The organism is Chania multitudinisentens RB-25 (assembly GCF_000520015.2).
GTDB lineage: Bacteria > Pseudomonadota > Gammaproteobacteria > Enterobacterales > Enterobacteriaceae > Chania > Chania multitudinisentens.
Genome location: NZ_CP007044.2, coordinates 3,200,112 through 3,219,296, shown reverse-complemented (window position 1 = coordinate 3,219,296; position 19,185 = coordinate 3,200,112). Strand labels below are relative to the sequence as shown.

At 53.4% G+C, this 19,185-nt stretch carries 17 protein-coding genes; 2 read left to right on the top strand and 15 right to left on the bottom strand.

Annotation, left to right across the window (positions count from 1 at the left end):
* Window positions 1-490 precede the first annotated feature (490 nt).
* The gene (locus tag Z042_RS13950) at window positions 491-1,180 is read left to right on the top strand and encodes a helix-turn-helix transcriptional regulator (RefSeq protein WP_024914016.1); all 690 of its coding nucleotides are present in this window, start codon (window positions 491-493) and stop codon (window positions 1,178-1,180) included.
* 146 nt (window positions 1,181-1,326) lie between these two features.
* Here the strand turns inward: Z042_RS13950 and Z042_RS13945 are convergent, their stop codons facing one another.
* From Z042_RS13945 to hybO, 13 genes are all read right to left on the bottom strand, one after another.
* Window positions 1,327-1,917, bottom strand: a complete 591-nt coding sequence (locus tag Z042_RS13945) for a HupE/UreJ family protein (RefSeq protein ID WP_024914017.1) — start codon at window positions 1,915-1,917, stop codon at window positions 1,327-1,329.
* Between the two features lie 45 nt (window positions 1,918-1,962).
* Window positions 1,963-4,272 (bottom strand): carbamoyltransferase HypF, encoded by a 2,310-nt coding sequence (gene hypF, locus Z042_RS13940; RefSeq protein ID WP_024914018.1) that lies wholly within the window; start codon window positions 4,270-4,272, stop codon window positions 1,963-1,965.
* A gap of 308 nt (window positions 4,273-4,580) precedes the next feature.
* Window positions 4,581-5,549: a hydrogenase expression/formation protein HypE gene (gene hypE, locus Z042_RS13935; protein ID WP_045784890.1), complete on the bottom strand. Its 969-nt coding sequence runs from the start codon at window positions 5,547-5,549 to the stop codon at window positions 4,581-4,583.
* Window positions 5,550-5,608: 59 nt separating this feature from the next.
* Entirely contained in the window at window positions 5,609-6,724 is a 1,116-nt protein-coding gene (gene hypD, locus Z042_RS13930) for a hydrogenase formation protein HypD (RefSeq protein WP_024914020.1), read from the bottom strand.
* Window positions 6,711-6,989, bottom strand: a complete 279-nt coding sequence (hybG, locus tag Z042_RS13925; RefSeq protein WP_037407273.1) for a hydrogenase maturation factor HybG — start codon at window positions 6,987-6,989, stop codon at window positions 6,711-6,713. The genes hypD and hybG overlap by 14 nt, the downstream gene beginning before the upstream one ends.
* Window positions 6,989-7,909, bottom strand: a complete 921-nt coding sequence (gene hypB / locus Z042_RS13920; RefSeq protein ID WP_037407275.1) for a hydrogenase nickel incorporation protein HypB — start codon at window positions 7,907-7,909, stop codon at window positions 6,989-6,991. Before hypB ends, hybG begins: the two co-directional genes overlap by 1 nt.
* A 19-nt stretch (window positions 7,910-7,928) precedes the next feature.
* A complete protein-coding gene (gene hypA / locus Z042_RS13915) occupies window positions 7,929-8,270 on the bottom strand; it encodes a hydrogenase maturation nickel metallochaperone HypA (RefSeq protein ID WP_024914022.1) in 342 nt (113 codons plus the stop codon).
* Between the two features lie 4 nt (window positions 8,271-8,274).
* Window positions 8,275-8,757 (bottom strand): hydrogenase-2 assembly chaperone, encoded by a 483-nt coding sequence (gene hybE / locus Z042_RS13910; RefSeq protein ID WP_024914023.1) that lies wholly within the window; start codon window positions 8,755-8,757, stop codon window positions 8,275-8,277.
* The gene (locus Z042_RS13905; protein WP_024914024.1) at window positions 8,741-9,241 is read right to left on the bottom strand and encodes a HyaD/HybD family hydrogenase maturation endopeptidase; all 501 of its coding nucleotides are present in this window, start codon (window positions 9,239-9,241) and stop codon (window positions 8,741-8,743) included. The genes hybE and Z042_RS13905 overlap by 17 nt, the downstream gene beginning before the upstream one ends.
* Window positions 9,241-10,935, bottom strand: coding sequence for a hydrogenase 2 large subunit (hybC, locus tag Z042_RS13900; RefSeq protein ID WP_024914025.1), 1,695 nt, complete (start codon window positions 10,933-10,935; stop codon window positions 9,241-9,243). Before hybC ends, Z042_RS13905 begins: the two co-directional genes overlap by 1 nt.
* Entirely contained in the window at window positions 10,913-12,112 is a 1,200-nt protein-coding gene (gene hybB, locus Z042_RS13895) for a Ni/Fe-hydrogenase cytochrome b subunit (protein WP_024914026.1), read from the bottom strand. Before hybB ends, hybC begins: the two co-directional genes overlap by 23 nt.
* Window positions 12,099-13,103 carry a hydrogenase 2 operon protein HybA gene (gene hybA / locus Z042_RS13890; RefSeq protein WP_024914027.1) on the bottom strand — a complete coding sequence of 335 codons (1,005 nt, stop codon included), beginning with the start codon at window positions 13,101-13,103 and terminating at the stop codon, window positions 12,099-12,101. Before hybA ends, hybB begins: the two co-directional genes overlap by 14 nt.
* Window positions 13,104-13,106: 3 nt before the next feature.
* Window positions 13,107-14,246, bottom strand: coding sequence for a hydrogenase 2 small subunit (gene hybO / locus Z042_RS13885; protein ID WP_024914028.1), 1,140 nt, complete (start codon window positions 14,244-14,246; stop codon window positions 13,107-13,109).
* 580 nt (window positions 14,247-14,826) lie between these two features.
* Between hybO and ynfF the strand changes: the two genes are divergently transcribed.
* On the top strand, window positions 14,827-17,265 hold the full coding sequence (ynfF, locus tag Z042_RS13880; protein WP_024914029.1) for a selenate/tellurate reductase subunit YnfF: 2,439 nt from the start codon (window positions 14,827-14,829) through the stop codon (window positions 17,263-17,265).
* 74 nt (window positions 17,266-17,339) lie between these two features.
* Here the strand turns inward: ynfF and Z042_RS13875 are convergent, their stop codons facing one another.
* Together Z042_RS13875 and Z042_RS13870 are read right to left on the bottom strand one after the other, a co-directional pair.
* A complete protein-coding gene (locus Z042_RS13875) occupies window positions 17,340-18,272 on the bottom strand; it encodes a LysR substrate-binding domain-containing protein (protein WP_024914030.1) in 933 nt (310 codons plus the stop codon).
* 149 nt (window positions 18,273-18,421) lie between these two features.
* Window positions 18,422-19,177, bottom strand: coding sequence for a helix-turn-helix transcriptional regulator (locus tag Z042_RS13870; protein ID WP_024914031.1), 756 nt, complete (start codon window positions 19,175-19,177; stop codon window positions 18,422-18,424).
* Between the last annotated feature and the right edge of the window lie 8 nt (window positions 19,178-19,185).

The window sequence follows — 19,185 nt, the reverse complement described above, 5'->3', positions numbered from 1 at the left end:
AAAGCAATCACGCGAGAATCGCTTAAAAAGCAACCAATTCGCCAGCGGCAAGATATTAAGTATGATAAGGAATATTAAGGTATGAAAACACCGGAAACGCTGAAGCTCCACAACGCTGCTGAAACCCTTTACGGCGGGTTCTTCTGAAACGTTGTGATAACGACAGTGTTTCCCCTGGTGCGGCACGGTGTAATAAACTGATGATTTGGAGGTTTAATGTACAACCACCTCCTTAATTACAAGCGGCATAAGCGCTTTTGTTGATGATACTAACAGGTGAAAATCACCCTTGCAATAAATTATTATAAATGGTAGCCAATGAAATTAATTAATGCTTTTGGTTAATATTGAAATCATTAGCATGGTAATTTATTACGTATCAATGTAAAGAACACGTCTCCCCCCTCCAGACAGAGAATGTCTTTGGTATAGTAATACGCATGATAAAAAAGGATATGGCCACGATCCTATGCCCAGAGCCGAAGACGCTATGAATATATACCATAACAATAATCAACTTTATTTAAATGGGTTCATTACCATGATGGAGCATTTAAACCAACCATGGGGTATCAAGGATTTGTCCTCACGCCATCTTTATATGAACAAAGCGGCCTATCTTTATACCAATACACCACTCAGTTTTGATATAGAAGGGAAGCTTGACGACGAATTTCCTACCGATTGGGTTGAGTTCGCTCCAGAACTGAAAGAACATGATCGCCGTACCGAAGGATCTCGGGATCGGGTGGCGGTCATAGAAACACACTATTGGTATGGAAAAGACAGCCTGATGCCTTTTATCAGCGAAAAATTGCCCCTATACAATGATAAAGCAAGATTGATTGGGATCATGTGGAATGCCAGGCAGTTGGATACACTTTCCCCACGGAGATACATTAACCGCCGCAAACCCAGTATTTTAACAACCGAATTCGATACTCAGATTTTTACTCAATCAGAGCTTGACGTTATATTTTTGCTGCTGCAAAGATACACGATCAAGGAAATTGCAAAGTTATATACCCTCAGTAATAAGACCATTGAAAACAGGGTATACAATATTTATCAAAAAGCAGATGTACATACACTCCAACAGTTTGAGGAATATTGTAAACAGACACATCTGGATAACTATATCCCTGAACGTTTGGTAGAGAAAGGTATTCAGTTTCTTTAAAGATAGAAGCATTGTTTGCCGGCAAACTGCACCATAAACATGAGGCAGTCTTCCTTTAGCTGGCATCTTTATATCCAACAACCGATTTGTGCCAGCTCCTTTTTGCAGGCACAAACCTTTCAGCGTTACCGAGTTATTCCTTTCAATCAAATTATGCCAGCCAATAGCCCCAGCCCCAAAATAGAAGAACCACCACCAATCAACCGCGACCACCACGGATTCGCAGCGGAAACGATTAACAGATAGCCGATCCCTAATCCCAATAGGTGCAACGTGGCAGTGGCGAACACCATACCAGACAGCGCCGCTGCCGAATGAGAGAGTTCTGCGCCATGGGCCAAACCGTGGAAAACCGCAAACGCGCCAATGATCAAAGCCCCGCTTGCCGCACGCAATTTCAGCCGCAGAGCCACCATCAGCCCAATACCCAACAACGAGGCAGCAACGATGAATTCAGTACCAGGCACCACCACGCCAGCCATGCCAATCAGCGCACCAGCCAACAGTAAACCGGCAAATACCAGCGGAGCCAGCCACCATTTTTGGGTGCGCATGGCACTCCAGATCCCCACCAGAACCATCGCCACCAGATGATCCATTCCGGTCAGCGGATGGATAAAACCTTCGGTGAAGCTTAAAACGTGATGAGTACCGCCATCGTTCCCAACATGGGCGCAAGCCAGCAACGGAAACAGCGCCAGTACCGATACAGCCACAGCTTTGACATTAATACGCATAGTGATCACCTGTTATTCATCCTCATAAAAAATCATAAAAAACGCCTAGCGCGCTGCGGCAATCAACGCCTGCCCCAACGCCAAACCGCCATCCCCAGCGGGCCATTGCGACGGCAGCAATATTTGCAACCCCGTCAATTGCTGCACCAGCAGTCGTCGCAACAGCACGTTATGCAAGACCCCGCCAGACAGCGCGATGGTGTGGATACCGTAATGCTGCGCCGCCCGCCGGGCCAATGCGGCAAACCCTTGCGCCAGTGCCCAATGGAATGCATAAGCTCGTTGTGCTGGCGTAGCCCGATAACTCAGCCACTGCTGCCAGAAGGTGGCTAAATCCAGTTGTTGGCCGCACAGCGGCAAAGAAACCGGTGGCCGATGATGCGGGCTTTGCTGCGCCAGCGCCTCCAGCAAGCAGGCGGCTTCGCCCTCCCAAGAAATCTGTTGCGGGACAATTTGCAGCGCAGCCGCCACCGCATCAAACAGCCGCCCGGTGGAGGAGGTCTGCGGAGCATTGATCTGGCGTTCAATTGCCCGTGCCAGCACGCTACCCTGCGGCTGCGGGATACCTGCCGCTTCCGGCAATGCCAGCCAGCCAGGTACAAAACGCAGCAGATGCGCCAGCAGGTTACGCCACGGCTGGTGCGCCGCCAGATCGCCTCCCGGCAACGCCACCGCAGGTAATCCACCTACATATTCACAATGCTGATAATCCACCAGCAGGCATTCGCCCCCCCACAGTTGTCCATCTATGCCGTAGCCCAAGCCATCCAACGCCAGCCCGATCACCTTGCCACCGTCACGCGGCCAGGCATGCTCGGCCAAACAACTGACCAAATGAGCATGGTGGTGGAACGCTGTCACATAGGGAATTGCCAAACGCTCAGCCAGTGCTTTCCCCTGCTGATGGCTGAGATAACCAGGATGAGCGTCGATAACGATCGTCTGCGGCACCACGCCGTAGATCTCACCGAATAACGCGATCAGTTGCTGTTGCTGCTGCCGGGTCGCCTCATCGGCTAATGAACCAAGATGCTGGCTGACCACTGCCCGATCATCCCACAGCAGGCAAAAGGTGTTTTTGGTATCGGCACCCAGCGCCAGAATTGGTGCCTGCACGGCAAAGCCGGGCGGCAATGCCAGCGCATCGGGCACATAGCCACGCGCGCGGCGCAGCATTTCAGTGCCTTGTTCGTTCAACCGCAGCACCGTATCGTCGGCACGTTGTACGATCTCGCGGTCATGCAGCAGCCAAGCATCAGCAATGCCGCTCAATTCATCAAACGCCTGTGAGTTGGTCAGCGCCGGGGGTTTACCCGACACATTGCCAGAGGTCATCACCAGTGGGCGGGCAATTTGCTGGAGCAATAAGTGTTGTAACGGATTGGCGGGCAACATCACGCCCACTTCCCGCAGCCCTGGGGCAATTTCACGGCACAATGGGCCATCAGGATGCGTAGGAACCAATATCACCGGGGCTGCCGGGCTGCGCAGCAGTTCAAGCAACGGCACGAAATCCACCACCTGAACGCAAGCTGCCAACCAGCCAGCATCCGGGATCATCACCGCCAGAGGCTTGGCCGGGCGACGTTTACGCAAACGCAGGCGTTGTACCGCTGCCGGATTGGTCGCATCGCAAGCCAGATGAAAACCGCCAATGCCTTTGATCGCTAAGATCTCGCCTGCCATCAGCACCTGAGTAGCCTGTTGCAATGCCTCGTCAGCGCTGGCGACAATGTTGCCGCTGGCATCGCTCAACCACAGTTGTGGGCCGCAGACTGGGCAAGCATTAGGCTGCGCGTGAAACCGACGGTCGGCTGGATCGTCATACTCCGCCTGGCAGGCCGCGCACAGCGGGAAAGGCTGCATTGAAGTATTGGGGCGATCGTAGGGGATCTGCCGAATGATGGTAAAACGCGGGCCGCAGTGGGTGCAGTTGATAAACGGGTAGCGATAGCGCCGGTTTTGCGGCGAATTCAACTCGGCCAGGCAGGCTTCACAGGTGGCAGCATCGGCCACAATATGGGTATCTGGCTGCCCGACACCGCTGCTGGCGATGGTGAAATCCAACGGCTCTTGCGGCCAATGCAGGGGCTGCTGGCTGACGCTGTCGACCCGCGCCAACGGCGGGCATTGTAATGGCAAGACGCGTAGAAATTCTGCCACCCTGGCCGATTGCCACAGCCGAATGATCACGCCCGCGCCGTCGTTACTGACGTCACCGCGTAGCTCGAACTGCCGCGCCAGCAGCCAAACGTAAGGGCGAAATCCCACTCCTTGCACTTTGCCCTTTACCCGCAGGCAGAGGCCATTGCTGTTGGTTGTTGTTTCTTGCTCATAGGTTGAGATAGGCATCATTTTCGGTCGCTAAAGATTGGGTATTCATCCTAACGTCTTGCTGAACGCGCCCGAGCAGGGGGCTCAAGAGCCAGCCCCCTGCACCCCGGCCCTTGCCATATCAGGCGACCGCTGCGCGGTTACCCTCACTGCGCCACAGCGCATCACGGCCGGCTACGACAGGCGTCCCTGCCTGTCTCGCCTGAAACCGCCGTCCATGGCGGTTTCGCCTATGCGCTGCGTCTCCGTTCGGCGCCTTCAATGGCATCAACATCCGTGCTCACTTGAGCTATTGCAATGCTTGAAGCCTTGCTTAAAAGTCATTCCAACTAACAAATTCTCGGTAAAGGCTCATCCAACGGCAGATCCAAACGGCGGGAAACCCCAAACAATCCCACCACATTTACCTGCTGTCGTTCTAGAGTATGGCCAATCACCGCAGCATCCCGCCCCAGCGGGTGCTGATGTAACGCAGCCAACACCTCAGCCTCCGCTTCTGGCGCTACCACCAGCACCAGCTTGCCTTCATTGGCAAAATTCAACGCATCCAGCCCCAATAATTCACACATCCCGCGCACCGCCGGCTTCAACGGCAACGCCGCCTCAAGGATCTCCATGCCGCAGCCGCTGGCGGCGGCAAACTCATGCAACACCGCCGTCACGCCGCCGCGTGTGGCATCTCGCAGCGCCCTCACCCCTGGGATATTTAGCAACGGCGCAATCAGCGGTGCCAGCAAAGCGCAATCGCTGCCTAACTCGCTTGCCAAACCCAACCCTTCACGCAGGTTAAGAATGGTCGCGCCATGGTCACCCAGTGTGCCACTGACGATAATGCTGTCGCCCTGGCGAATCTGATGTACGCCCCAATCAATATTGTTCGGAATCGCCCCAAAGCCGGTAGTATTGATGAAAATCTTGTCTGCCGCGCCACGGGGAACCACTTTGGTATCACCGGTCACGATCTGCATCCCATCCTGCTGTGCCGTGGCGGCCATCGACTGGACAATGCGCGCCAGCGTGGCAAACGGCAACCCTTCCTCCAGGATCAGGCCGCAGCTCAGGTAGCGCGGCCGCGCGCCGCTGACCGCCACATCGTTGGCGGTGCCGCACACTGCCAGCTTGCCGATATCGCCACCGGGGAAGAAAATCGGATCGATCACGTAACTGTCAGTTGAAACCGCCAACCGATCTCCTGCTGCACACAGCTCGCTCAGCGCAATACACGCCTGATCTTCTCGCGCATTCAACGCCGGATTGGCAAAAGCCTGCAAGAATAATTCCTCAATCAGGCCTTGCATCGCCCGCCCGCCGCTGCCGTGCGCCAGCGTGATTTCGCGTTCCTCATTCAGTTTGAGCATCAGGCCGTCTCCCTGCGGTATTGATAATAAGCCGCACAGGCCCCTTCCGATGACACCATCAGCGCACCAAAAGCATTACTTGGCGTGCATTGTTTACCAAACAGCGGGCAGGCGTCCGGCTTGCAACGCCCGGTTAGCACCTCGCCACAGCGCGAACGCGGATCGTCCGCCACCTGCTGTGCCTGGGGGTGAAAACGCCGTTCGGCGTCAAACTCGGCATAACCCGGCGTGAGCTGTACGCCGGAATGGGCAATTTCCCCCAAACCACGCCATTCGCTGCTCGCCTTCAGGCAAAACACCTCTGCCAACGCCTGCTGTGCCAGGCGGTTGCCCTGCTCCGGCACAATACGCCGGTACTGATTCTCAACCGCGCTACGGCCAGCATGCAGTTGTTCCAGCAGCATCAACAACCCTTGCAGAATATCCAACGGTTCAAACCCCGTAACCACCAGCGGTTTATGGTAATTCTCAGCGATAAAACCATAAGGCGCATTACCGATCACCATGCTGACGTGGCCTGGGGCCAGAAAACCGTCAATCCGTACATCAGGTTGCTGTAACAGGCTGCGCAAAGTGGGGATCAGGGTAATATGCTGGCAAAACAGGCTGAAGTTAGTCAGGCTGCGCCGCCGCGCCTGTTGCAAAGTCAGGGCGCTGGCGGGCATGGTGGTTTCGAAACCCAGGCCGAAAAACACCACTTCGCGCTGTGGATTGTCTGCCGCCAGTTGCAGGGCATCCAACGGTGAGTACACCACTCGAATATCGGCACCCTGCCGCCGAGCATCCAGCAGCGATCCATGGCGCCCACGCACGCGCATAGCGTCGCCATAGGTGCAGAAAATCACCTCAGGGTGCGCGGCAATCTCCAGGCAGCTATCGATGCGCCCCATCGGCAAAACGCATACCGGGCAACCCGGCCCGTGGATAAACTCCAGGTTATCCGGCAACAACCGATCGAGCCCGAATTTGAAAATCGCATGGGTATGGCCGCCGCAGACCTCCATGATTTGCAGCGGTAGCTGCTGCCGTTCAGGCATCAAGAGCATCAGTTGTGCAATGCGTTGCAATAGTGCTTCGGTCAGCGCCGGATCGCGGAATTCATCAATGTAGCGCATCTTTGCCCTCCGGCATCGGCCGTTCGAGCCCGACCGCGCGCAGTTGCTCCAACGCAGCGAGCATCTCCAACGCCTCCTGTTCATCGAGCAGGCTCATGGCGAACCCGACGTGTACCAATACCCACTGGCCGATCAGCGCCTGCGGTGAATCTTCACACACCAGCGCAATGTTAACCCTGAGCGACACACCGCAGACATCGACCGTTGCCAATTGATGCAGATCTTCGCCAACGCTAATCACTTTACCGGGTACACCGAGACACATTACTGCTCCTCCAACCAGTCGAGCCAGAGATCCATTCCTTCGCCGCTGGTGGCCGACAGGGTAATAACCTGAATGGCTGGATTAACCTGCCGAGCATAGTTAATACATTGCTCAACCGAGAAATCGACATAAGGCAGTAGATCGATTTTATTGATAATCATCAGCGTTGCGGCAGCAAACATATGCGGATATTTGAGTGGCTTATCCTCTCCTTCGGTGACCGAGAGCAACGCCACTTTATGCCTCTCCCCCAGATCAAAACTGGCAGGACATACCAGATTGCCGACGTTTTCAATAAACAACAGGCTGTTGTCCTGCAAGGGCAACCGATGAGCCGCATCATGTACCATCTGCGCATCCAGGTGGCAGCCCTTACCGGTGTTCACCTGAATTGCCGGTACACCCGTTGCACGGATACGCTCCGCATCATTGCTGGTTTGCTGATCGCCTTCGATCACCGCACAGGGCACTTTATCTGCCAGATATTGCAACGTGGTCGTCAGCAAGGAGGTTTTGCCAGATCCTGGGCTGGAAACCAAATTCAGCACCAGGATATTCTGCGCGGCAAAGTGTTCACGGTTATGCGCCGCCAGATGATTATTTTTACTCAGCACATCCTGTTCGATCTGTAGTAACCGGCGCTGCCCGATACCTGGAGCATGGCTCCCTGCAGCGCCATGACCATAATGCAGATCTTGCGAGTGCTGCTGTACTTCGGGAGCAAACGGCAGCGCTTCAACACTGGCGTAATGGTGATGAACGTCACCCTGATGGTAATAATGATGGTGGTGATGGATCGTTATCGCCTGCCCGGCATGGCCGTGATGGTGGTGGGCATGATGATGATCGTTATCATGGCCGTGATAATCATCCCCTTCGATGGTTTTTTCTCCGCTGGCGCAACCGCAAGTTGTACACATAAAATTTGACCTCTTAAATTCATTCCACTTCTAATTGTTTTAATCGTAGGCTCTCGCCGCTCTCAATGCGCAGAACATGGCTGCCACAGTGTGGGCAGGCCTCGTTATGCCGCTCAATCACGATGCTGGCGCTGCAATCCCAACACCAGGCGCGCGCCGGTTGCACACTCAGATGCAGTTGGCAACCTTCTGCCAGCGTCCGGCGGCTGGCGCTGGCAAAGCTGAAACGCAGGGCATGTTCTTCAATACAAGACAGCGCGCCGATCTCCAGCCAAACCGCCGTTACCCGCCGGGCACCGTGCTGCCTGGCCTGTTGCTCAATCAGTTCTATCGTACTCAGGCACAGGCTGATTTCATGCATCGGTTCAGTTCCCCCGTGGCAGCCGAAACAGCGCACGCCGCCCTGGATTGCTTGGAATACTGTTGTCTACCACCGGTAACGACAGCACCATGCGGACGCTGTTTTCCGCCAATGCCTGCGCCTGTTCTGCGCCCAGCGAGTTTTCCAGCGGCGACATCAGCGAACAGGCCAGATAGTGCCCGCAGTCATCAATGTGCCCATGGGTAAAATTAACGTTGCCGCAGGGCAGCGCCAGCGCCAATTTTTCTCCGACCCTACAGGGTGCCCACTGCTGCTGCGGACCAGGAAGCACCATCAGGCTGAGCATCCAGGGTGTGAGCATGCAGCCGATCCATTGCTGTTCAAACAGTTGAAAACCACAGGCGCGAATCGGCATCTGTGGATGAAAAAAGGGCAGTTCGCGCATACTAGCGGCAGCGATCGCCTGAAACGCGGCTTCCAAGCGTGGGGCCGGATTGGTTTGAAAACCGCTAATCACATTGGGCATTGGCGGCCTCCTTTAACACAATCGGTACGCCGCTGAGTTGCAGTGCCACCAACACCTGCGCCAATGCTGACTCAATCGCCTGAGTAATCAGCGGAGTCAGACCAATTCCCGGCTCCAGCGAGGCTGGCACCACGCCAATCAACGTCAAGCGCCGGGGGAATTCCCCGGTTAAACGCAGCGCCATCAACACATCCGATAACCCCAACTGATGTGGAGAAACCTTGCGGGTAAACAGCGCGGGGATTTCTTCATCGTGCAACACCACCACGCTGCCAGGTGCGTGGCCGGTCAGCACCGCATCAGCCACGATCAGATGGTCTCGATCGGCCATGGTTTCCATCAGCTCCATCCCGGAAGTGCCGCCGTCCAACACCTCAACGCAGGCTGGTAGTGCAAAGCGCTGTTCCAGGGCTTCAACGATGCGCACGCCGACCGCTTCATCGCTCAATAACAGATTGCCGATACCCAACACCAAAATACGCATTACAACACCTTGACTCTCGTCACTTCATTACCCGTGGTATCCACGATATGCACGGCACAAGACATGCAGGGATCGAAGGAATGAATGGTTCTCACCACCTCCAGCGGTTTGGCTGGATCGGCCACCGGGGTGCCCACCAGCGAACGCTCGTAAGGGCCGGGTTCATCATTATGGTTCCTTGGCCCGGCATTCCAGGTGGAAGGCACTACCGTCTGATAATTGGCGATCTTGCCATCCTTGATCACCACCCAATGAGACAGCGAACCGCGCGGTGCTTCGATAAAACCAACGCCGCGAATTTCGCCGGTCAATGGAATATTGGGCCGGATAAAGGTTTCATGATCGCCTTTACCGATATTTTCCACCAACGCCTGCCACTGTTGGCCCAAAGTCTCATGCAGCACACAGGCATGCACCGTGCGCCCGACAATCCGGCCTAATGTTGATGGCAGCTGTTCCGCGCTCAATGGATTGCCCGTTAGCACCTGATAGGCGCCGCTGGCGCGCGCAAAGTATTTCTGCGTTGGCGGATGCTCCGCTTGCAGGGTGCACATCAACCAGGCTAATGGCCCCATCTCCACCGCTTTGCCGTAAAAGGTGGGGGATTTCACCCAGGAATACTTGCCATCCTCTTGCCAACCGGTGTAATGCGGGCGAGTCAGCCCTTCCCACGGGGCTAACGGTTGGTCGTCCTGATACCAGGCATGTTTACCGCTCTCCTGAATCCCATTCACCAGATACTCATCGCGCTGGCTGGCAATCGGACGAAACGTGCCGTTATCCAGGTAGCCGCCGGGCATCAGGAAGGTGTCACCTTTACGGTCAATCGGCAGCTCCGGCACACAAAGATAGCAGTCAGCCCCTTTGCCCAACGCCAACCAGCCAGGGTAATGCGCCGCGATCACCGCGCTGTCCACCAGATACACCTGCTCGATAAAGTCACCGAGGCGATCGATAAAGGTTTTCAGGTACATCAGGCGTTCAAGGTTCAGCACGCTAGGCGCATCCAGATTGATCGGGTTAGCTACGCCGCCCACCGCCAGATTTTGAATATGCGGCGTTTTCCCCCCCAGTATCGCCACCACCCGGTTAGCATCACGCTGGCATTCCAATGCCTGTAAGTAGTGAGCGACCGCGATCAGATTCACCTCCGGCGGCAGCGCCATTGCCGGATGCCCCCAATAGCCATTGGCAAAGATGCCAAGCTGGCCACTGGCAACCAGATCTTTAATCTTCTGCTGTACCCGGCTGAATTCAGCGGCGCTGTTGAGTGGCCAGCTTGACAGGCCACTCAGTAAATCAGCGGCTTTTTGCGGATCGGCTTGCAACGCGGAAGTGACATCAACCCAATCCAGCGCAGAGAGCTGATAAAAATGCACAATGTGATCGTGGATGCTGTGAGCCGCCGTAATAATATTGCGGATATACTGCGCATTGACCGGCACCTCCATCCCCAGGGCATTTTCTACCGCACGCACCGACCCCAAAGCATGGATAGTGGTACATACCCCGCAAATCCGCTGAACAATCATCCAGGCATCGCGGGGATCGTTGCCTTTAACAATCTCTTCCATGCCGCGCCACATGGTGCCGGAAGACCAGGCTTTAACCACCTTGCCGTCTTCAATTTCGCAGTCAATCCGTAAATGCCCCTCAATACGGGTAACGGGATCAATGGTGATGCGTTGGCTCATGCTCTACCTCTATCTGGTTGTTTTTATGCGTATGTTGATGTGCAGGCAGTACCGGTAACAACCTGAGCAACAGGATGTAGGCGCACACTTCTATCGCCACGAAGCCGATGGAGATCAGCAGTTCGCTGGCCGTTGGGAAATAGCCGTACCCGTTGCCGGGATCATAGGCCAGCAGCGAGTAATTCAACCGCCACAAGGCTGCACCGCAGATCATGCTTAGCGCCCCGATAAATAGCAGGCGTGAATCACTGCGATTCCGCTTCCAGCGGAAAAGCAGCAGCGGCAACAACATCAGGCCGATTTCCAACCAGAAAAACAGGGCGAAACGATCGAGATGCCACAAATAGCCGGTCTTGTTGCGCACGAGCAGTTCACCAAAACGCAGCACAATAAACAGCAGCAGAATGACATCAATGATGTAGCTCATGCGGGTAAACAGCGGTGTCTCTTGCGCACCTTTCCCGCGTAGCCCCGCCTGCACCAGCGAACCTTCGAAGATCACAATCGAGAAACCCAGAATGCCCGCCGTCAATAATGAAAACAGCGGCAGCATTTCGTAGCTTTGCCACAGCGGATGCACCTTGATACCCGCCGCAATCATCAACGACCCCATCGATGACTGGTGCATGGCCGGTAACAAGGCACCCAATGCAATGATCAGGAACATGGCCTTATTCAGCCATTTTAGGGAGACCTTCCAACCCAGGCGTTCAAACAGCGCCGGGGCAAACTCCAGCGCCACCACGCCGATGTAAATCGTCATACAGACGGCGGTTTCAAACAGTACGGAAGAGGTGTTGAAATGCCCTGGAATATAAAAGTAAGGCAGGTTCCAGTAGCGACCGACGTCAATGGTGATCGACAGCCCACCCAGCGTATAACCGAACAGGCTGGCCAACAGCGCCGGGCGCACCAACGGATGGTATTCGCCACGGTTAAATACATACACCGCCCAGGCCAGCGCCCAACCGCCACAGGCCAGACCGGTGCCCACCAGCAGATCAAAAGCGATCCAGATGCCCCAAGGGTAGCCACCATTCAGATCGGAAACTGCCCCCAACCCCAACACCAAACGTTTCAGGATCAACAAGGCACACAGCACCGCAAAGGGAGCTAGCAGCATCACTGGCCAACTCACCAACTTTCCGCCAAGTGGGTGTGCTTTATGCGTCGTCATGTTCATCTTCCTTCTTCTCTTTACGCGTGTTGCGCTGTACCAGGAAGGTGATCCCCACCAAAGCGGCCAGTGGCAATACCATGCCTTTATACAGAGAATGCTGTACATGTTCGGAACGTGCACCCGTCGAAAGCGGTTCCAGCGGCGGCAGGCCCAGTTTTTCAAAAGGCACCCCGGTCAGCACCAGCACCTGTGTCCCTCCACCCTCTTCTTCACCATAGAGATGCGGTTGATAGTGCGGGATTGCATGTTCGTAGTGGTCATCGCCCTGCAATGTCTGGCGTGGGAAACGGTAACTTTCCCCCGGCTTGCGTGCCAGGCGCTGTTTGGCCTCCGCCAACAGTTGCTCACGCGTACCGAAGATCACCGCGCCGGTCGGGCACACTTCCACACAGCCAGGCAGCCCGCCCTGATCCAGGCGCTCAATCCCTTTCTGGTTGCACAGTTCACATTTGTGGATTTTGCCGAACGGGTTGTCGTAGTCGTATTTCGGTACGTTGAACGGGCAACCCACCATGCAGTAGCGGCAACCGGTACAAACATCCGGGTTGTAGTGCACAATGCCGGTTTTCGGGTCTTTCCTCAGCGCTTGTACCGGGCAAACCGAAACGCAATTGGGATCAACACAGTGCATGCACTGTTTCTTGATGTAGGCATAACCCTCTTCCAACCGATCTTTATGGGTGCCTGCGCCGCTGCTCCACACCTGAATAACGTTATTGGTATAGGGGCTGAGTTTGTCGTTGTTCGACCAGGTGGCTTCATTGCCCGCATGGGCATAGGTTTCGCCATGTTCTGGGTTATCGCTGTGGTTAATTTGCTGACATTTGCTCACACAAGCCTGGCAACCGACGCACAGCGTTGAGTCGTACAGCATCCCCAACGCACCGGGGATCGGTGCCTTATTCTCCGCCCCCGCCAACGCTGGCGGGGTACTGCCCACCAAGAGTGCGCTACAGGAGGCCAGTTTTAGAAAGTGACGTCGTTTCACGGCTTACTCCTTGCGCGGCGGCGACTCGTTATCGTTATCTTTACGCTGTTGTTTTTGCTGCCGCCCCAGTTCCCTTACCGTCATCAGGCTAACCCCTGCCACCAGCCCGATCACTCCTCCCAGCAACCCCACTGCCGTTGGGCTGACATGACCCCCTTCTGTATTTTGTACCGCCGGTTTGGCGTTGCGTGGGGTGGGGTTTTCAACGTTCGCCAGTTGCGCGATACCTTTGGTAAAACCGATGCCCTGTTCGTTACAGCCGTAACAGGGGTGCCCAATCCCTACCGGCCAGATGCCACCGCCCACGTCGCAAAACTCCAGCGTTGAACAGTTGCCGTAAGTTTCTGGCCCTTTGCAGCCGAGGTGATAGAGACACCAACCTTGGCGGTGCCCGTCATCACCGAACTCTTTAGCGAAGCGCCCAGCATCAAAATGCGGGCGGCGTTCACAGTTCTCGTGTATCAGGCGACCATAAGCGAATTCGGGGCGATTTTTCGCATCCAGCGCCGGTGGCCGTTGATAGGTGATAACGTGCGCAACCGTGGCCAAAAAGTTGTGTGGGTTCGGTGGGCAACCGGGAATATTGATCACGGTCTTGCCCGGTAGGACGTCTTGCAGGCTGACCGCCCCGGTAGGGTTGGCCCCGCTGGCGGCAACGCCGCCCCAAGCGGCACAGGAACCGATGGCGATCACCGCCGCCGCATGTTCTGCGGCATTACGGATGTGATCCACAATCGGTTGGCCTGCCACCATGCAGTAAATGCCACCGTCCTTCATTGGGATAGAGCCATCAACCACCAATACATATTGGCCTTTGTATTGCTCAATCGCGCGGTGTTTGTTCTCTTCCGCCTGTTCACCGAAAGCGGCAGAAAGTACTTCGTGATACTCCATGGAGATCACATTAAGCAGCAGGTTTTCAATCGTTGGATGGGTAGCCCGCAGTAATGATTCCGTGCACCCCGTACATTCCTGAGCACCAATCCAGATCACCGGTGGCCGCCGTGGTGCCCCGACAGATTGTGCGATTTCAGCCGCCGCTTTGCTGCTGAGCCCCATGCTGGCGGCCAACGCCGCACAAAGCTTCATAAAATCACGGCGATTAACGCCGTTTTGGAAAAATGCGTCATTCTCCTTTATCATTATTATTTATCCCCTGGTTATAACGCCTAAAAATTAATTGGCAGTTAATTTTTTGTTATCTAGAGGGGGGGTTGAGTTGATCTTCATCAACCTTTAGCCTATTAGCCATTAATATTTCTATAACATGAGTAAAATCGCTTCAGCAAAAAATATTTAACTTGCATATTTTTCACATCATCAGTATTTATCGTCTTTAAATAAGAATACCTCTCATTATTAATTTAATCATATCCCATCCAATATAATTACCTGTGAATAATCAGAGATAGTTAACTATTACCAGGTGCAACAAATCTGCTGTATTACGCCAATATTTATTGCTGCTACCCTCAGCCCGGTTTAAGTATAAAAATGTCACTGTCTCCAGAGCCGAAATTTGACGCCAGACAAACCTTGAGCAGGGTAGCAAGGTGTATTCTTAGAGCCAGCAAGAACATCACTAAACAAAATCAATAATACGCACGAATGAAATAATTCAGATGCATAAAACCATCTTCCTGACAATTAGTGGATTGCTTTAAGTCCGGCCCAAGGGCAACTAAAACAGTCTTATAAGAACAGGTTTCAGAGGGAAACATGTATGAACCATATCCAGAATCCCGATCTTCTCCATCACCCCATCAGCCGACGGCGACTGCTCCAAAAAAGCTCCGCTGCTGGTTGCTTACTGGCGGCCACCTCGGGAATGGTTTTACCGTTCCGTAAAACCGCCGCTGCCGAAAACCAACCCAATACTGAGCCCTTGGCTGATAAAGTGGTTTGGAGTTCCTGCACCGTCAACTGTGGCAGCCGCTGCGCTCTGCGCCTGCATGTGCGTGACGATGAAGTGTATTGGGTAGAAACCGACAATACCGGCAACGATGAATACGGCAATCATCAACTGCGCGCCTGCCTGCGCGGGCGTTCGATCCGCCGCCGGATGAACCACCCGGATCGCCTGAAATACCCGATGAAACGCGTTGGCAAACGGGGCGAAGGTAAATTTATCCGTATCAGTTGGGATGAAGCGCTGGATATCATCAGCGGTAAGCTGAAACACACTCTGGAAGAATACGGCAATGAAGCGGTACACGTGCTGTACGGCACCGGGGTGGACGGTGGCAATATCACCAACTCCAACGTTCCTTATCGGTTGATGAACTCCTGCGGCGGCTTCCTCAGCCGTTACGGCAGCTACAGCACCGCACAGATCACCACCGCCATGCCTTACCTGTATGGTGCTCAACAAGGCAATAGCCCAGATGATATTGCCAACAGCAAGCTGGTGGTGCTGTTCGGCAACAACCCGGCCGAAACCCGCATGAGCGGTGCCGGGGTGACTTACTATCTGGAACAGGCCAGAGAACGTTCCAATGCCCGCATGATCGTGGTCGATCCGCGTTATACCGATACCGCCGCTGGCCGGGAAGATGAGTGGATACCCATTCGCCCAGGCACCGATGCAGCTCTGGTGGCGAGTATCGCCCATGTGTTAATCACTGAAAACCTGGTGGACCAAGCTTTTCTTGATAAATACTGCATTGGCTATGATGAAAAAACCTTGCCCAGCAGCGCGCCCAAAAACGGCCATTATAAAGCCTATATTCTGGGCCAGGGTGAAGATGGCGTGGCGAAAACCCCGGCCTGGGCCGCGCGTATTACCGGTATTCCCGCCACGCGTATTACCCAGTTGGCACGTGAAATCGGCATGACCAAACCCGCGTATATTTGCCAGGGCTGGGGGCCACAACGCCATGCCAACGGTGAACAAACCGCACGTGCTATCGCCATGCTACCGATCCTGACCGGCAACGTCGGGATTAATGGCGGTAATACCGGTTGCCGTGAAGGCTCATTTGACCTTGGCGTTGAATGGTTTGATATGCTGACCAATCCGGTAAAAACCAAGATCTCAGTCTACACCTGGACCGATGCCATCGAACGTGGCCCGCAAATGACGGCTACACGCGACGGTATTCGCGGCAAAGATCGGTTGGATGTGCCGATCAAATTCATCTGGTGTTACGCCAGTAATACGCTGATCAACCAGCATGGCGACATCAGCCGGACGCATCAGATCCTGCAAGACGATAATAAATGTGAAATGATCGTCGGCATCGATCACTTTATGACCTCCTCTGCCAAATATTGCGACATTCTGCTGCCTGACCTGATGCCAACCGAGCAGGAAGACCTGATCCCACATGAGTCCGCCGGTAATATGGGCTATGTGATCCTCGGCCAGCCAGCAACCTCACGCAAGTTTGAACGCCGCCCTATTTACGAAATTTTATCGGAAGTCGCCAAACGGCTGGGCAAAGACGCCGAAGCCATGTTCACCGAAGGCCGCAACCAGCAGGAGTGGATTCAGTATCTTTGCGAAAAAACCCGTGAACGCAACCCAGATATGCCAAGCTACGAGGAATTGAAAACGGTAGGCATCTATAAACGCAAATGCCCACAGGAACACGTTGTGGCGTTCCGCGAATTCCGCGCAGATCCGCAGGCTAATCCGCTGAAAACGCCGTCAGGCAAGATTGAAATTTATTCCGAACAATTGGCAGAAATTGCCGCTACCTGGGAATTGGCCGCCGAAGATGTGATCCACCCGCTGCCGGTTTATGCCGCCGGTTTTGAAGGCTGGGAAGATCCAGCCCGCAGCCAATTTCCACTGCAACTGTTCGGCTACCATTACAAAGCCAGAACCCACTCCAGCTACGGCAATATCGACGTGCTGCAACAGGCCTGCCCGCAGGAGGTCTGGATTAACCCGCTGGATGCGCAAGCGCGCGGCATCAAGCATGGCGATAAAGTCAGGGTATTCAACAACAGGGGTGAAACCAGGCTCCAGGCTAAAGTCACCCCACGGATTATGCCCGGCGTCACCGCCATGGGCCAAGGTGCCTGGCTGGTAGCCGATATGTTTGGCGACAAAATTGATCACGGTGGCAGCGTGAATATCCTCACTAATCTGCGCCCTTCCCCACTGGCAAAAGGGAATCCGCAACACACCAATCTGGTTGAAATCGCAAAATTGTAACGGAAACCAGGGGCTGAGCTGAATGGGTCGGCCCCTTTGTTTTCAGCGCCCAAGAGCTTCAACGCTCATGCAGATCAATGGTCAAAGCCGCTCATACTCCAGGGATAGTTTTCACATTCTTTCCGTAGTTCGTACATCAGATTTCTGGCCACGGTGGTTAATGGCAGTTGCTGAGAATAAATGAAGCTATACGCGGCATCCGGCAGTGTTTCTTCAACCGGAATATAACAAAGATGCTCTTTCAGGTAGGGAACCTGTAAGAGTTCCTGCGGTGCAATGGTTAAATAGCCTGCGCTGAGCACCATTTGAACGGCCATTATGGCAGTATTTCCCCGAACAATAGAGACATCATCCTGTTGCCCGTCGGGAAAGATGATATTACTGAGTTGATGATAATAACCCGTTGTTGATGAGGGTAAATACCATCTGGCTTTCCGCAGTTTCTTGAGCGATGTACTCTGTGCCAAAGGATGCCCACGCCGTGCTAATACCCGGAAAGGCATGGTGAAAAAGGGTTCCGTAATAAATTCTCTACCTATATTCTCCATCAGCGCGGCCCCAATCGCGAAATCCAGCGTACCACTACGCACCTCATCCAACATTTCAGGCAGATAGCCTTCTGAAAGCAGGACATTCACCTGAGAAAAGCGTCGTTGAAACTTCTGTATCGCGGCAGGTAACATAGTAAAAGAAGGAAGTGAAGAACTCCCTATCGCCACCCTACCGTGAGCGGCATAGCTGATATGCCTCACTTCATTAACCGCGCGCTCCAACTCTTTAAGTGCAAACTGCATGCGAGGAACAAACAGCTTTCCTGCTTCGGTCAACACCACGCCGCGGGTACCCCGAACCAACAAGGGGACACCAAGCGCTTTTTCTAACTCATTCATTGCCCGGCTCAATGCTGGCTGAGTCTGATTCAATGCCGCTGCGGCTGCTCGAATACTTCCATGCTGTATAATCAATTTAAATATTTGCAGGTGGTTAATTTTAGGCAATATTTTCATAGGTAATAGCCGTTATAAATTCATTTCATTTTTAAAAGAAACTCTTTAATCTTCATACTAAAACAGAGTCTTTATTAATGACAATGAAAGTGACAAGCAGACAGATTATATATTTGACATCTAAAATTATTTCTATGGTAATGGCATAATTAATAGATGGGTATAAAGGTTTTGGCATTTTTTGCACAGTGAAATGTATCTCTTTCAGGCGCAGCCTCTGCTCGTATATCCGTATTATTATATTGCCTGCTTAGGTGGCATAAAACATGCCCCAACATCTTTTTATTGTAATTCTGTATCAACAGCAAAGGAAGTGAACGCACGCCCAGCTTTGACAAGGCCGAACGCTTATAATTGTTTACCGTTTTGTAGTGGAGACGTAAATCTCTCGCTATTTGCGTGATGGAGTCACTATTCAGCACACGATTCAAGACCATCATTTCTCGTGCAGAAAGCCGAGGTACTACCAACATTGGCTTATATACCGAATTAGCCGTAAAAACACGGGTTTGCAGAGCGGCTAATAATTGCTGCCGCAATATAGATAAAGAAACTGAAATATCCAGGAAAATATAAACACCTCCCCCCTCACCCAAATAGCGCTTCAGCATATTCATATAGGTAATATTGCCAATCAAGGCTATCTTGCTTTGGGGGTGCAATTCAGGCAAACGTTGAGTGACTAACTTCAACAATGAAATAGGATTATACCAATGGTTATCCAATGCTAATATCACCATCTCAACTTTCGGATGCTTGAGTAATGCACACTCACACTGCTTCAGATTTGAAACACTGTCTACAATCACTGTTCGTTCAACAAATGGGGGCTGACTGAATATTTCTTTCAATCCTATTTGAATAAAATGGCAAGGGCAATGCAATACCAGTTTTTTCTTCTCCATTACTTTTT